The organism is Streptomyces sp. NBC_00080 (assembly GCF_045041255.1).
Classification (GTDB): domain Bacteria; phylum Actinomycetota; class Actinomycetes; order Streptomycetales; family Streptomycetaceae; genus Streptomyces; species Streptomyces coriariae.
Genome location: NZ_CP108235.1, coordinates 70,214 through 84,116, shown reverse-complemented (window position 1 = coordinate 84,116; position 13,903 = coordinate 70,214). Strand labels below are relative to the sequence as shown.

13 protein-coding genes are annotated in these 13,903 nt (G+C 72.1%); 5 read left to right on the top strand and 8 right to left on the bottom strand.

The window, feature by feature from the left end; translation table 11 throughout:
* Positions 1-4 precede the first annotated feature (4 nt).
* Both OHU34_RS00370 and OHU34_RS00365 read left to right on the top strand, forming a co-directional pair.
* Positions 5-574, top strand: coding sequence for a carboxymuconolactone decarboxylase family protein (locus OHU34_RS00370; RefSeq protein WP_142270689.1), 570 nt, complete (start codon positions 5-7; stop codon positions 572-574).
* 4 nt (positions 575-578) lie between these two features.
* The gene (locus OHU34_RS00365; RefSeq protein WP_142270688.1) at positions 579-1,445 is read left to right on the top strand and encodes an RNA polymerase sigma-70 factor; all 867 of its coding nucleotides are present in this window, start codon (positions 579-581) and stop codon (positions 1,443-1,445) included.
* Positions 1,446-1,523: 78 nt separating this feature from the next.
* On the opposite strand, the gene OHU34_RS00360 is transcribed toward OHU34_RS00365, so the two are convergent.
* On the bottom strand, positions 1,524-2,705 hold the full coding sequence (locus OHU34_RS00360) for a ScyD/ScyE family protein (RefSeq protein ID WP_142270687.1): 1,182 nt from the start codon (positions 2,703-2,705) through the stop codon (positions 1,524-1,526).
* 464 nt (positions 2,706-3,169) lie between these two features.
* Between OHU34_RS00360 and OHU34_RS00355 the strand changes: the two genes are divergently transcribed.
* Positions 3,170-4,324, top strand: a complete 1,155-nt coding sequence (locus tag OHU34_RS00355; protein ID WP_405764021.1) for a ScyD/ScyE family protein — start codon at positions 3,170-3,172, stop codon at positions 4,322-4,324.
* Between the two features lie 297 nt (positions 4,325-4,621).
* Complete coding sequence (locus OHU34_RS00350; RefSeq protein ID WP_405764019.1) at positions 4,622-5,779, top strand: ScyD/ScyE family protein; 1,158 nt, start codon at positions 4,622-4,624, stop codon at positions 5,777-5,779.
* A gap of 220 nt (positions 5,780-5,999) precedes the next feature.
* Here OHU34_RS00350 and OHU34_RS00345 read toward each other — a convergent pair whose 3' ends face one another.
* Both OHU34_RS00345 and OHU34_RS00340 read right to left on the bottom strand, forming a co-directional pair.
* Positions 6,000-6,188 (bottom strand): ferredoxin, encoded by a 189-nt coding sequence (locus tag OHU34_RS00345; protein ID WP_142270684.1) that lies wholly within the window; start codon positions 6,186-6,188, stop codon positions 6,000-6,002.
* A 9-nt stretch (positions 6,189-6,197) separates the two neighbouring features.
* Entirely contained in the window at positions 6,198-7,406 is a 1,209-nt protein-coding gene (locus tag OHU34_RS00340; RefSeq protein ID WP_142270683.1) for a cytochrome P450, read from the bottom strand.
* A gap of 612 nt (positions 7,407-8,018) precedes the next feature.
* Between OHU34_RS00340 and sigJ the strand changes: the two genes are divergently transcribed.
* Complete coding sequence (gene sigJ / locus OHU34_RS00335) at positions 8,019-8,954, top strand: RNA polymerase sigma factor SigJ (protein WP_142270682.1); 936 nt, start codon at positions 8,019-8,021, stop codon at positions 8,952-8,954.
* A 204-nt stretch (positions 8,955-9,158) separates the two neighbouring features.
* On the opposite strand, the gene OHU34_RS00330 is transcribed toward sigJ, so the two are convergent.
* From OHU34_RS00330 to OHU34_RS00310, 5 genes are all read right to left on the bottom strand, one after another.
* Positions 9,159-9,635: a carboxymuconolactone decarboxylase family protein gene (locus OHU34_RS00330; protein WP_142270681.1), complete on the bottom strand. Its 477-nt coding sequence runs from the start codon at positions 9,633-9,635 to the stop codon at positions 9,159-9,161.
* 141 nt (positions 9,636-9,776) lie between these two features.
* Positions 9,777-10,412, bottom strand: coding sequence for a phenazine biosynthesis FMN-dependent oxidase PhzG (gene phzG / locus OHU34_RS00325; RefSeq protein ID WP_142270680.1), 636 nt, complete (start codon positions 10,410-10,412; stop codon positions 9,777-9,779).
* A 28-nt stretch (positions 10,413-10,440) separates the two neighbouring features.
* A complete protein-coding gene (locus OHU34_RS00320) occupies positions 10,441-11,277 on the bottom strand; it encodes a PhzF family phenazine biosynthesis protein (protein WP_142270747.1) in 837 nt (278 codons plus the stop codon).
* Positions 11,278-11,282: 5 nt separating this feature from the next.
* Positions 11,283-13,274: an anthranilate synthase family protein gene (locus OHU34_RS00315; protein WP_200840144.1), complete on the bottom strand. Its 1,992-nt coding sequence runs from the start codon at positions 13,272-13,274 to the stop codon at positions 11,283-11,285.
* Complete coding sequence (locus tag OHU34_RS00310) at positions 13,271-13,894, bottom strand: isochorismatase family protein (protein WP_142270679.1); 624 nt, start codon at positions 13,892-13,894, stop codon at positions 13,271-13,273. Before OHU34_RS00310 ends, OHU34_RS00315 begins: the two co-directional genes overlap by 4 nt.
* Positions 13,895-13,903: the final 9 nt, after the last annotated feature.

Genomic DNA, 13,903 nt, shown 5'->3' with positions numbered 1-13,903 from the left:
CACCATGACACCGCGTATCCCCAAGGTAGAGCTCCCCACCGAGCTGCGGGAAAGCCTGCTCAAGCAGCTCGGCGCCGTGCCCGAGCCCGTCGAGGTGGTGTACAACGCCCCCGACGTCGCCCTGGACAACCAGGAATTCTCCGGCAAGGTGGCCCAGTGGGACTACGCCGACGCGGGCCTGAAGACATTCGCCCACATGGCCGTCGCGGCGCAGGTCGGCTGTAGCTGGTGCCTCGACATCAACTACTTCGCGGCACAGCACCAGAACCTCGACATGAACAAGGCGAGCCAGATCCCGCGCTGGCGGGAATCGGACGTCTTCACCCCGCTCGAGCGGGACGTCATGGAATACGCCGAGGCCATGACGAACACGCCGCCGACCGTCACCGACGAGCTGTCGGCGAGCCTGCTGGAGCGGCTCGGCGCCGCGGCGCTGGTCGAGCTCACCGTGTTCATCGGCTACGCCAACCTGGCCACCAGGATCAACACGGCGCACGGCATCACCTCGCAGGGCTACTCCGAGTCGTGCGAGATTCCGCTGGCCCAGCGTGCGCAGAGCCCGGCCGTAGCATGACGCCATGACCGATGATCCGTTCGTCGTCCATCGCAGCCTGCTCTTCACCGTCGCCTACGAGATGCTCGGGTCGGCGGCCGACGCGGAGGATGTGCTCCAGGAATCCTGGCTGCGATGGGCCGATGTCGATCCCTTACAGGTGCGTGATCCGCGGGCGTACCTCGTCCGCGTGGTCACGCGGCAGGCGCTCAACCGGCTGCGGACACTGTCACGCAGCCGTGAGGAATACGTCGGCGAGTGGCTGCCGGAGCCGCTGCTGACCAGCCCCGACGTCGCCGAGGACGTCGAACTCGCGGAGAGCGTCTCCATCGCCATGCTGACCGTGCTCGAGACGCTCGGGCCGACGGAGCGGGCGGTGTTCGTACTCCGCGAGGTCTTCGACATGCCCTACGGCGAGATCGCCGAGGCCATCGGTAAATCCGCGGCCGCGGTGCGGCAGATCGCCCGGCGGGCCCGCGAACACGTGGCCGCCCGGCGGCCACGGGTGCAGGTGAGCCGGTCGGAGCAGCAGGCCGTGCTCGAGCGGTTCCTGGCCGCGCTGCGCACCGGGAAACTGCACGAACTGCTGGAGGTCTTGGCGCCGGACGTGGTCCTGGTCGCCGATGGCGGCGGACTGGTCGCCGCCGTGCTGGCTCCGGTCCACGGCGCCCAGCCGGTGGCGGAGCTGCTCGCCCGCGCGAACCGGGTGGTGGCCGCGTTCGAGACGACGGCCGTGTGGTTCAACGGCGCGCCGGCGGGCCGTATCGAGTTCGACGGCGAGCCGGCCGCGGTGAGCCTCGAGGTGGAGAACGGGCGGGTCACCCGGGTCTACGTGGTGCGCAACCCGCGCAAGCTGACCCGGATCGACGAACCGGCCGAACTCGCCCGGTAGCCGCCGCCCGTACCCGGCCGGCCCCACGGCAGCGGACCGCCCGCCGCAAGAGCAGCGGGCGGTCCACCGGCGGCCGGGTCAGACGGCGGCCGGGAACTTCAGCAGCTCGCCGGTGGTGTCGATGTCGTTGGTGACGTAGACGTCACCGTTCGCGCTGACGTCCAGCCCGAAGGGCACCTTCAGCCGGCTGCCGGTGTCGATCGGGGTGAGGGCGCCCGTCTTCTTGTTGATCCGGGTCAGCGCACCGGGACCCAGGGCGGACGCCGGGCCGGTGCCGTAGGACAGTGCGATCAGGTCGCCGTTGGGGGCCAGGGCGAGGTCGATGACGTCGGTCAGACCGCTGACGAAGACGGTCGGCGCACTGCCGGGCACATAGCGCCAGATACGGGTGAGGTCCTTGTTCATGCCGCTCATGGTGGAGATGTAGAACGCCCCGTCGCGGCCGCGCACAATGCCGGTCGGCACCGCCTCGGTCTGTCCGGCCGGCGCCGCCAGCACCGTGGCGTCGGCGGACGACTGCGCACCGGAGGCCGAAGCGGCGGCCGGCAGCACGTTGTTGGGGAAGACGAACTCGGTCGTGGTGGTGCCGTCGGGGTGGACCCGGATCAGGGTGTTGCCGGCGGCGTCGGTGACCAGGAAGTCCTTGCCGTCCCGGGCGAAGTCGTGCGGGTTGGAGAAGACGTCGTTGTTGCCGAGCACGGAGTCCGGGTCGAGCCGGCCCTCGTGGTCGGCCAGGTCCCCCAGCACCCTGCCGCCCGCGATGCTCAGCGTGCCCAGCGGCGCCGCGTCCGCGCCGAGCGCCGCACGGTCCGCGGGGACGCCGCTGAGGCCGTAGACCACACGGTAGGCGCCCTTCGCGGTCGCCTCGCTCTGGATCGCCCCGTTGACGCGGGTGAGGCCGTCGCTGCGGACGATCTGCTCGGAGGGCAGACCGGTGACGATACGGCTCTGCGTGGAGCCCTTCACCTGGTAGAGGGAGCCGGTGAAGCCCAGGCACCGGGCCAGGGGGGCACCGACCGGCGGTGCCGCGCAGGGGGCCCCCGAGCCGCTGCCGACCTCGGTCACCACGACCGAGCCGTCGGCCTGGACCCGCACGCCCCGCGGGTTGTGCAGACCGCTCGCCAGGACCACGGGGGCGGCCGCGGCCCTGGGCGCCTGCGAGCCGGCCGAGGCCTGGGCCGGGACCACCGTCGCCGTGAGGCCGGCCACGACCGCCGCCGCCAGGAAGGCCCCCGCCCAGGACTTGGATGCTTTCGACATGACACTCCTCAACTTGACGCCCCCGCAGTCAGGGACGAATCCAACCGGCGACACCACAAATACGAGAGTTCTGCCGGAACGCGGTGTGCAACATCGCGGATTCCGCGATTACCTGCGGCCACGGAGATGAAGAACCAGTGGCCCTTCTGCGCCGTGCGCAGACAAGGACACAGCGCGGACGACAGGATTCCGGAGCGGCTCGGGTGAACAACTCTCCGCCTTGCACAGACACACAAGCCCGCGGATTACCGCGCACGTTGCCGCACGGGGCGCCGCCTTTCGCGTGAAAGGAGGCGAGTTGCTGCTCGGAGTTGAAGGGTTGCTGATTTCAGCCTCGGTGGCCAGTGTTCAACCGCGGAATGTCCGGTGTCGCACACTGCGTTCCGGTGAACTCCTGCGTCTATGGTGACCGCCGGTTGGATTCGCCCCTGACTCGCGGAGGGCGTGCCAAGTTGAGGAGTGACATGTCGAAAGCATCCAAGTCCTGGGCGGGGGCCTTCCTCGCGGCGGCCGTTGCGGCCGGCCTCACGGCGACGGCGATCCCGGCCCAGGCCGGGACCCGGGCCGCGCCCGCCGCCCACCCGCCCAAGGCCGCGCCCGTGGTGGTGGCGAGCGGCCTGCACAACCCGCGCGCGGTCCGGGTCCAGGCCGACGGCTCGGTCCTGGTGACGGAGGCCGGCAACGGCTCGGGAGGCCCCTGCACGACGCCGGGCACCCGGTGCCTGGGCCTCACCGGCTCCCTCTACCGGGTGAAGGGCTCCCGGCAGGGCCGTGTCGTCACCGGCCTGCCCTCCGAGATGGGCGTCCGGGCCGACGGCAGCACCGCGGTCAACGGGGCGATCCAGGCCGAGGCCACCGCGAAGGGCACCTACCGTGTGGTCTACGGCCTGAACGGCACCCCCGCCATCCGTGCGGCCCTCGGCCCGGACGCGGCGCCGCTGGGCACACTGAGCATCGCGGGCGGCAGGGCCCTGGGGGACCTCGCCGACCACGAGGGCCGGCTCGACCCCGACTCCGTGCTCGGCAACAACGAGGTCTTCTCCAACCCGCACAACTTCGCCAGGGACGGCCGCGACTTCCTGGTCACCGACGCCGCCGCCAACACCCTGATCCGGGTCCACCCCGACGGCACCACCACGACCGAGTTCGTCTTCCCCAACAGCATCCTGCCCGCCGCCTCCCCGGCCGGTCAGCCGCTGGCACCGGCCGGCCAGACCGAGGCGGTGCCGACCGGCATCGTGCGCGGCCGCGACGGCGCCTTCTACCTCGCCACCATGGGCGGCATGCACGAGGGCCTCAGCCGTGTCTGGCGCTACGTTCCCGGCAGCCGGCCGACCGTCTTCGCCACCGGCCTGACCGACGTCACCGACCTCGCCCTGGCCCCCAACGGCGACCTGATCGCCCTGTCCTACGGCACCAGGACCTCGCTCCCGCCGGCCGACCCGGGCCCCGGCGCGCTGACCCGGATCAACAAGAAGACGGGCGCCCTCACCCCGATCGACACCGGCAACCGCCTGAATATGCCCGCGGGCGTGACCGTCAGCCGCAACGGTGACATCTACGTCACCAACAACGTACTCGGCACCAGCGGCCAGCTCCTGAAATTCCCGGCCCGCTGACCGGTACAGCTGCCCTTTCCCCGCCACCACGGCACCCACCGCGCAATACACCGGCGGCCACGCCGCGCAAGGCGGGGGAGCCGCTCTCCGGACCACGCACGGAATCCGTTCGTCCGCACTCCGCCCTCACCCGGCGCACGGAGCCGGACGGTTACCGATTCCTGCCCGTGCGGCCGGTGCGCCCACATCCCCCTTTCCGATGTTGCACAGTGCGTTCCGGTCAACTCCTGCGCCTATGGTGACCGCCGGTTGAATTCACCCACTTCTTGTGGGGGGCGTGCCGAGTTGAGGAGTGACATGTCGAAAGCATCCAAGTCCTGGGCGGGGGCCTTCCTGGCGGCGGCGGTCGTGGGCAGCCTCACGGCGACGGTGATCCCGGCCCAGGCCGGGACCCGGGCCGCGTCCGCCGCCCACCCGCCCAAGGCCGCGGCGCCCGTGGTGGTGGCGAGCGGCCTGCACAACCCGCGGGGCGTCACGGTGCAGCCCGACGGCTCGGTCCTGGTCGCGGAGGCCGGCAGCGGCCCGGCCACCCCCTGCACGGCGTCGCCCGGCGCCATCACCCGGTGCCTGGGCTTCACCGGCTCCCTCTACCGGGTCAAGGGCTCCCGGCAGAGCCGTGTCGTCACCGGCCTGCCCTCCGAGCTGATCTACCGCACCGACGGCTCCAGCCTGGTCACCGGAGCACTGCGGTCCGAAGCCGGCCGCAACGGCGCCTACCGGGTGGTCTACGGCCTCAGCGGCCTGCCCGCGGACCGTGCGGCGCTCGGCGCGGGCAGCGGGCCGCTCGGCACGCTGAGCATCGCACGGGGCAAGGTGCTGGGGGACCTGGCCGAGCACGAGGCCCGCCACGACCCCGACTCCGTGACCGGCAACAACGAGGTCTTCTCCAACCCGGCCGACTTCGCCCGCGACGGCCGTGACTTCCTGGTCACCGACGCCGGCGCCAACGACCTGATCCGGGTCCACCCCGACGGCACCACCACGACCGAGTTCGTCTTCCCCAACAACGTGCTGCCCGCCGCCGCTTCGGCCGTCCGGCCCCTGACCCCGGCCGGACAGGCCCAGGCGGTGCCGACCGGCATCGTGCGCGGCCACGACGGCGCCTTCTACATCTCCGACATGAGCGCCCTGCGGCAGGGCCTCGGCCGTGTCTGGCGTTATGTCCCCGGCAGTTCGCCGACCGTCTTCGCCACCGGCCTGACCGACGTCATCGACCTCGCCCTGGCCCCCGACGGCGACCTGATCGCCCTGTCCTACAACACCGGCACCTCGACCGCCCCGCTGCCCGGCGCGCTGACCCGGATCAACAAGAAGACGGGCGCCCTCACCCCGATCGACACCGGCAACCGCCTGACCGTGCCGCTGGGCGTGGCCGTCGGCCCGCGCGGTGACATCTACGTCACCAACAACGCCCTGGGCACCAGCGGCGAACTCCTGAAGTTCCCGGCCCGCTGACCTGCTTCCCCCCGGGCCGCCCGAGCCTGGGGGGACGGCACCCCCTTTCGCGCACGGACACCCCCCGCGGCACAGGCCACCCCGGGGCCACGGCCCGCCCGCCCGCCGGGCGCGCGGGCGCCCCGCACGCGCGCAAGGCCACGGGCGTACCTCGCCCGCGGCCTCCCCGCCCGCCTGGCCGGACCTCAGCAACGTGTCCGGCCCGGCGGCTGCCCTCTCCTCACCCGACCGCGATGGCCTGCACCGGACAGGCCCGTACAGCCTCGCGCACCAGCGGTTCACCCGCGCCGTCCTCACGGCCGGGCAGGACCTCGCTGAGACCGTCGTCGTCCTGCGTGAAGACGCCCGGGGCGGTGAGCGCGCACATGCCCGCGCCCATGCACCGGTCCTTGTCGACGTGGATCCGCATGCTCATCACCTACCAGGTGGCCGGGAGTTCGATCATGCCCTGCAACGTGGTCCCCGGTTTGAAGGGGATCTCCCGCGCGGGCACCGCGAGCTTCAGGCCGGGCAGCCGCTCGAACAGGGTGCGCAGCGCGATCTCGATCTCGGCCCGGGCCAGGTTCTGCCCCAGGCACTGGTGCATGCCGAAACCGAACGCGAGGTGGTGGCGGTCCGGGCGGTGCCAGTCCAGCTCGTCGGGCTCGCTGTGGACCGCGTCGTCACGGTTGATCAGGGACGTCGACATCATGACGCCGTCGTTGGCGCGGATCGTCTGCCCGCCGAATTCGATGTCCTGCGTCGCCACCCGCATCCCGCCCTCGGCGACGGACAGGAAACGCAGCAGCTCCTCGACGGCCGCGGGCATCAGCTCCGGGTTCGCGCGCAGTTCGGCGAGCCGGTCGGGGTGCTCCAGCAGCGTGAACGTCCCCAGAGAGATCATGTTCGTGGTGGTCTCGTGCCCGGCGACGACCAGCAGGGCCGCCAGCGCCATCAACTCGTCGCGCTGGATGACCCCTTCGGCGAGCTGCTCGTGGATCAGTTCGTCGAGCAGTCCGTCACCGGGCTCGCGCTGCTTGTGCTCGATCAGCGCGCCCAGGTAGGCGTCAAGCCGCTCCCCGGCCTGCTGCGTGTCCGCGACCGTCGGGCCGGCCAGCAACCGCCGAGACTGCTCCTCGAAGAACTCGTGATCGGCGTACGGCACACCGAGCAGGAGACACATCACCTGGGACGACACCGGCAACGCGAACGTGCTCACCAGCTCGGTCTGCGGGCCCTGGGCGATGATGTCGTCGATGAGCCGATCGACGATCTCCTGGACCCGGGGGCGCAGCGCGGAGATGCGTTTGGCCGTGAAACTGGGAATCACTGTCCGCCGCAGCGCCTTGTGTTCGGGATCGTCCATGCCCAGCAGGGACAGACGGCGCCCGCGGACACGGTTCTTGAAGCCCTCGGTCGGCGAGGGGAACGCCTCGTTGTCCTGGTCGGCGGACAGCCGCGGGTCGCTGAGCAGCTCCCGGGCCGCGGCGAATCCGGTGACGAGCCACACCGAGCGCCCGTCGTAGAGCCTGACCCTGGACAGCGGACGGGCCGCGCGCAGCGGGTCGTACCCGGCCGGTGGGTGGTAGGGACACGTACGGTCCTGGGGGAAGGCGACGAGTTCTTCCGTCACGGCTTCTTGCGTCATGGATGCCTCGCAACTGTAGAAGCAGGGGAACCGGGGCAGGCGGCCAAAACTCCAGCGGCGCCGCACGGTTGGGCGGCCGCCGTGTCGATCGGGGTGAGGGCTCCCGCCTTCCGGCCCCTGCGGGTCAGGGCGCCGGGCACGGCTGCCGCTGCCGGGAAGGACCCCGTCCACGGCATGCTCGCCCTCGACATGGCGCTCCCGGACTCGGCGTGCCCTCTGCCGCCAGGGGCGGATCCGACCGGCGCCACCATAGACGCGCGCGACGGCCGCCACCCGGTGTGCAACATCGGAACCTCCGCCCTCGGACACCGGCCGCACCGGCAAGAACCGCACCGCTGTGCCACCGTGTGCAGGTGAGGGCGGGTCCACGCGGAAGGAACCCGTTGCGGGCTCCTGGCAGCGCCCTCCACCGCGTTTCCACCGGTGTGAGACGGCGCCTCAACCGGCGGCCGGCGGCCGCCGGTGCGCGCACGGTCCGCGAGACCGCCCGGATCGGCCCTCTCCTCAGGCGATCCCCTAGGCCCCCCAGGTAAACTGAAGGGACGCGCCGCCCGGGTGTGATGCCTTGTCAGCCGGTGGGAGAAGGGCGCGGCCGAGGGGGGCGGCGACACCATGAGCGTGCAGTCCGAGTTAGGCGACGGCCGGTTCGATCCGGGTCTCAGCGCGGTCCTGAGCGAACGGCGCCAGCTGATCAATCTCGCGTACCGGTTCCTCGGCTCGGTGGCCGACGCCGAGGACGTCGTCCAGGAGACGTACGCCCGCTGGTACGCCATGTCCCCGCAGCAGCGGCAGGACATCGCGTCCCCCGGCGGATGGCTGACCAAGGTCGCCAGCCGCATCTGCCTCGACCTGCTCGGCTCGGCACGGGCCAAGCGCGAGACGTACGTGGGCGAATGGGTGCCGGAGCCGCTGCCCGATCGTATGGAGTGGTTCAGCGGGCGGTCCGGCGGCGCCGGCGACCCCGCCGACCGGGTCACCCTCGACGAGTCGGTCAACATGGCCTTCCTCATCGTGCTCGAGTCGATGACCCCGGCCGAGCGCGTGGCCTTCATCCTGCACGACGTCTTCCACTATTCGTTCGCGGAAGTGGCGGAGATCGTCGGCCGGACACCGGCTGCGTGCCGCAAGCTGGCCTCGTCGGCCCGCCGCCGCATGCGCGGGCAGCAGGCCCCCGCGACCGCGGCGGCCGCGGTCCAGCGCGCGGGCGTCGTACGGGACTTCAAGCAGGCATGGGAGGCCCAGGACATCGAGGCCCTCATCGGCCTTCTCGACCCCGACGCCACGACGATCACCGACGGCGGCGGCCTGGTCGGGGCCCAGCTCCACCCCGTCGAGGGCGGCGAGCAGGTCGCCCGCTTCTTCATCGACTCCGCGGGCACCGCACCGGGCCTGACGATCCTGGAGTGCAAGGTCAACGGCCAGCCCGGTCTGGTGCTGCAGCGTGAGGGCGTCGCCCTGTCGGTGCTGGCGTTCGACGTGGCGGGCGACCGGATCAAGCACATCTGGGCGGTGCTCAACCCCGACAAGCTCCGGTCCTGGATGCTCTGACGGAGCGTGCGGGTGCCTTCGGGCCGGCGCGGGCCGTACTCACTGCGAGACGGCCCGCGCCGGCGTTGTGACGCGCTCTGCCCGCGTCCGCCCCACACAGGGCACCGTCGGCCGCCCGGTGCACGGGGAACGCCCCGGGACGCCGCGTTGTGCGGCGTCCCGGGGCGTCTGCCGCCGCATCACGCGGCGTCCGTCTCCCGCTGGCTATCCGAGCTGGCCGGGCTGGTAGCTGCCACCCTGCTGCCGGGTGATGACACCCAGACGGTTGGTGGCGTTGATGAGGGCGATGAGCGTCGACAGGGCGACGAGCTCCTCCTCGTTGTAGTGCTTGGCGGCATCGGACCAGGCCTCGTCCGTCACACCGCCGGCCGCGTCGGCGATACGGGTGCCCTGCTCCGTCAGCTCCAGGGCGGCGCGCTCGGCGTCGGTGAACACCGTGGACTCGCGCCAGGCCGCGACCAGGTTGACCCGCACCGTGGTCTCCCCGGCGTGCGCGGCGTCCTTGGTGTGGATGTCGGTGCAGAAGCCGCAGCCGTTGATCTGGCTGGCGCGGAGCATGACCAGGTCCTGCGTTGCCTTCGGCACCGTCGTGCCGTCGAAGATCGCCTTGCTCGCCGAGGCGATGTACTTCAGGGCCTTGCCTGCGAGCGGGCTGGCGGAGAGGTTCAAGCGGGCTTCCATGACGCATCCCTCAATGTTTGTCGGCAGGTACATCTCTACGACGACACAGCCCCGCGAAATGTGAGGCCGCCGCATGTGACGCGCGTCTCCTGCCGGGCCGCGCGCCGCAAGCGGGCCCGCCGCTCCCGGCCGGGCCCGGCGTCAGGGCTGTAGACGGGTGACCGACCACCCCTGGTCCCTGTGTTCGTAGCGGAGCCGCTCGTGCAGCCGGTCGGTGCCATCGGACCAGAACTCCAGGCACCGGGCGGACAGTTCGAAACCGACGAAGGTGTCGGGACGCGGATGCGGGGCGGAGCCGGCGAGCCGGGCCGCGCGCTCGCGCAGGTCCGCCGCGTCCGCCAGCGGCTCGCTCTGCCGGGACGCCACCGTCATGGCATGGGTGAACACCGGTCGGGCCGCCCACAGGGCGTCCGACGCCGCGTCGGACACCTGCCGTACCGGCCCGCTGACGCTGACCTGACGGCTGGTCTCCCGCCAGTACAGAAGACCCGACGCCCACGGGTTCTCGCTCATCTCCCGGCCCTTGCGGCTGCCCCGGTGACTGGCGAAGAGCAGACCGCGGTCGGTCACCCGCGCCAGCACGACCGTGCGGACCGAGGCGCGGCCGCGGGCGTCGGCCGTGGCGAGCGCCATCGCGGCCGGCTCCCGTACATCCAGTTCCCGCGCCTCTCGCAGCCATCCGCGCAGCAGCGCGACCGGGTCTGCGACCGGGTCCTCGTACTCCGGGAACGGCACCTGGAGGGTGCCCGTGAGGCTCTCCGACCTGCTCGCTGTCATGTTCTTCCTTTCCGGCCGCGTGGGCCGCTCAGACGAGAAGGATGCCGCGGGCCACGATCACGCAGTCGCCGCCGACCTCGACACTGGCGAAGTCCTCGCCGCTGCCGCCGATGCGGGCGAGCATGCGGGAGGGGCGGCCCATGTCGACGCCCTGCATGATCTCGGCGCTCCGCCCCTGGGTGAGGGCCCCGTGCCGCAGCAGATGGATGACCAGCGGGCCGGCGGCCGACCCGGTGGCCGCGTCCTCGACCACCCCGTAGGCGGGCGAGAACATCCGGGTGCGCCAGTGGGCCCCGGAGCCGGCGAAGCAGTTGGCCGCCATGTCCTCGAAGCGCGACAGGGCGCGGTGGTCGGGGCGCAGAGCGGACAGCGCGGCGGCGCTCTCCACGCCGACGAACACATGGCGTGGCCCGTTGCGGTAGATGTCCACCGGGAGCGTCGACTTGCGCACGCCCAGCGCGTCGAGGAGTTCACCGGCCCGCTCGAACGGCTCCCAGGTCGGGATCGGCTGCCGCATCCGGGCCCCGGTCACCCGGCCGTCCCGGCGGAGCAGTTCGAAGGGGATCGTGCCCATGGCCGTCTCCAGGCGCAGCGTGTCGCCGTCGGTGCGTTCACCGAGCGCGGCGGCCGTCCCCAGCAGTGGGTGGCCGGCGAACGGCAGCTCGTTGACCGGGGTGAAGATACGGATCCGGGCGTCGCCGCCGTGCCGCGGGCGCAGCACGAAGGTGGTTTCCGAAAGGTTCATCTCCCGTGCGATGCGCTGCATCAGCGGCGCGGACAGGTCGTCGCCGTCGAAGAAGACCGCCACGGGGTTGCCCTGGAGACGCACCCGGGTGAAGGCGTCCACGACGAGATACCGGTGCATGCCGCTCACCGGGTTCCGGTGCCGGATTTGCCGTGCCGTCCCCGCGGCCCGGTCATCGACGTCACCGCCGCGCGGCTTCGCGGGCCCGGCCCCGGGCCGGCGGAGGCGGCGGCCAGGCGGGCCGCGTCGATCCCCAGCGCCGTGCGCACGGCCTGCGCCAGCAGCCCGGGGCCGTCGGGGGTGAGCACGGACTCCGCGTGGAACTGCATCGACGCGAAGTGCGGGCCGCGCAGCGCGTGCACCTCGCCGGTGGCGAGGTCCCGGGCCGCCTCGACCAGACCGACCCCGTCGACGAGCACGCTGTCGCTCGCCCCGTGGGCCGCGTACGTGTTGTAGAAGCCCACCCGCACCCGCTCCCCGAAGAGGTCGATCTCCTTCTGCACACCCTGGTTGGGCAGCTCCCGGCGGATCAGCTCGAACCCCAGGCGCAGGGCGAGCATCTGATGGCTCAGGCACACCGCCACGAACGGCCGCCGCCCCTGGAGCAGGGTGCGCACCGCGCCGCGCAGGCTCTCCATGCGGGGGTGCCCCGGCTCGGCGGGGTCGCCCGGGCCCGGGCCGAGCACCACCAGGTCGCGGCCGTCGAAGGTGTACGCCTCGTCGAACCGCCGCACCGTCACGACCAGGCCCAGCGCCCGCAGCTGATGGGCGATCATCGCGGTGAAGGTGTCCTCCATGTCGATCACGAGGACGGTGCGCCCGGCAAGCTCCGGCGGGGAGACGACCGCCGGGCCGCCCGAGTGCAGCCAGAACGGGGCCAGTTGGTCGTTACGCCGTTCCAGGGCGGCCCGCACGTCGGGATGCTGGGCGAACGAGATGCCGTCGCCCGCCTCCAGGGCGGCGATCAGCCCGGCCGCCTTGGCCCGGGTCTCGGCCGCCTCGGCCTGCGGCCAGGAGTGGCGCACCAGCGTGGAGCCGACGCCGATCCGCAGCCGCCCGCCGCCGTCGATCTCCGCGGTACGGATGAGGATGGCCGAGTCCAGCGTCCGCGCACCCCGCCCGTCATGGCCGATGAGCGCGGCGACCCCGCTGTAGTAGCCGCGGCCCCCCTGTTCGTACTGGGCGATGACCCGGCAGGCGCTCTCCAGCGGGCTTCCGGTCACGGTCGGCGCGAACATCGTCTCGCGCAGGATCTCGCGCGGGTCACGGCCGGTGCGGCCCTCGATGAAGTACTCGGTGTGCGCCAGGCGGGCCATCTCCTTGAGGTAGGGGCCCCTGACCTGGCCGCCGGACACGCAGATCCGGGCCATCATCTTCAGTTCCTCGTCGACCACCATGCACAGCTCGTCGGTCTCCTTGGCGTCGTCCAGGAAGTCCATGACGCCGGGCAGGGTGGGCCCGCTCGGCGGATAGCGGTAGGTCCCGCTGATCGGGTTCATCACCGCCAGTCCGTCCTCGACGCTGATGTGCCGCTCCGGCGACGCCCCCACGAAGGTGCGCTCGCCGGTGTGGATGACGAAGGTCCAGTACGCGCCCGACTCGCTCTCCAGCAGGCGACGGAAGACGGCCAGCGCGCTGTGCGGCCCGTAGCCGGTGATGTCCGCGACGAAGGAGCGCCGGATGACGAAGTTCGCGCCGGCGCCCGTGCCGATCGCCTCCCGCACGACGTCGCGCACCGTCTGCGCGTAGGCGTCGTCGTCCTGGTCGAAGGAGCCCCCAGACAGGGGCGTCGCCACCCGCGGCAGCCGGCTCAGCGCCTCGTATAGGGGCACCGTCTCCTGTCCGGTGACCGTCATCGCCAGCAGCGGCGCACCGTCGTCGGGGCAGGCGTAGCCCAGTTCGGAGATCTGCCGGTAGGGCACCACCACCAGCTGCTCGTGCCGGGCGCCGGAAGCGGCCGGGGGAGGCTCGGCCAGCGGGATCTGCGCCAGCGTCGCGGGCCGCGACACCTCGCCCGTCAGGACGTCGAGGCGGTCGGGCCCGGTGGCCTCGGGCCGGTACAGCAGGGCGTATGCGGCGGGCGGCGCCGTCAGGATCCGCTCCAGGAGCGCGCTCACCCCACCAGCTCCTTGGTCGTCACGACCCGGGCGCACAGCGCCGCGGCGTACTCGAGCGCCAGACGGTGCTGCCGCTCGGAGAAGTCGGCGACGGCGTCGGCGACGAGGAAGGTCTCGATGTCCCGGCTGAACGCGTCCACCGCGGTGGCCAGTACCCCGATGTGCGCGTACACGCCGCACAGCACCAGCTGGTCGCGGCGCCGGTCACGCATCCAGGCCGACAGCCGGGAGCGGTAGAAGGCGCTGTAGCGCCATTTGGCGAACACCGGTTGGTCGGTGTCCGGTTCCAGTGCGGTGGCGATCGCGCGGTCCTCTGCGGAGGCGCGCATGCCCGGACCCCAGAAGTCCTTGAGCAGGCCGCGGTCACGCGCACCCATGTCGCCGGACTGGGCGGTGTAGGCGATGGGCACATCGAGCAGCGCGCAGTGCTCGCGCAGCCGGACGGCGTTGTCCAGCAGTTCCTGGCGCAGCGGGGCGGGCAGCGCGGCAAGGAAGTAGCGCTGCATGTCGTGCACGAGGAGCACCGCGCGGCCGGGGTCGAATTCCCAGGGAGCGGGGCCCGCGGGCAGCTGGCCCGTGGTCGGAAGCGGATAGGCGGAGATGGCCGGGATGCCGGTCATGAACGGGCT

Excerpts from the sequence above, each read along its gene's own strand:
- OHU34_RS00340 (WP_142270683.1), bottom strand. The coding sequence starts at position 7,406 with ATGACGCAAGAAGCCGTGACGGAAGAACTCGTCGCCTTCCCCCAGGAC.
- OHU34_RS00345 (WP_142270684.1), bottom strand. The coding sequence starts at position 6,188 with ATGCGGATCCACGTCGACAAGGACCGGTGCATGGGCGCGGGCATGTGC.
- OHU34_RS00365 (WP_142270688.1), top strand. The coding sequence starts at position 579 with ATGACCGATGATCCGTTCGTCGTCCATCGCAGCCTGCTCTTCACCGTC.
- phzG (WP_142270680.1), bottom strand. The coding sequence starts at position 10,412 with ATGACAGCGAGCAGGTCGGAGAGCCTCACGGGCACCCTCCAGGTGCCG.
- OHU34_RS00370 (WP_142270689.1), top strand. The coding sequence starts at position 5 with ATGACACCGCGTATCCCCAAGGTAGAGCTCCCCACCGAGCTGCGGGAA.
- OHU34_RS00330 (WP_142270681.1), bottom strand. The coding sequence starts at position 9,635 with ATGGAAGCCCGCTTGAACCTCTCCGCCAGCCCGCTCGCAGGCAAGGCC.
- OHU34_RS00350 (WP_405764019.1), top strand. The coding sequence starts at position 4,622 with ATGTCGAAAGCATCCAAGTCCTGGGCGGGGGCCTTCCTGGCGGCGGCG.
- sigJ (WP_142270682.1), top strand. The coding sequence starts at position 8,019 with ATGAGCGTGCAGTCCGAGTTAGGCGACGGCCGGTTCGATCCGGGTCTC.
- OHU34_RS00360 (WP_142270687.1), bottom strand. The coding sequence starts at position 2,705 with ATGTCGAAAGCATCCAAGTCCTGGGCGGGGGCCTTCCTGGCGGCGGCG.
- OHU34_RS00310 (WP_142270679.1), bottom strand. The coding sequence starts at position 13,894 with ATGACCGGCATCCCGGCCATCTCCGCCTATCCGCTTCCGACCACGGGC.
- OHU34_RS00320 (WP_142270747.1), bottom strand. The coding sequence starts at position 11,277 with ATGCACCGGTATCTCGTCGTGGACGCCTTCACCCGGGTGCGTCTCCAG.
- OHU34_RS00355 (WP_405764021.1), top strand. The coding sequence starts at position 3,170 with ATGTCGAAAGCATCCAAGTCCTGGGCGGGGGCCTTCCTCGCGGCGGCC.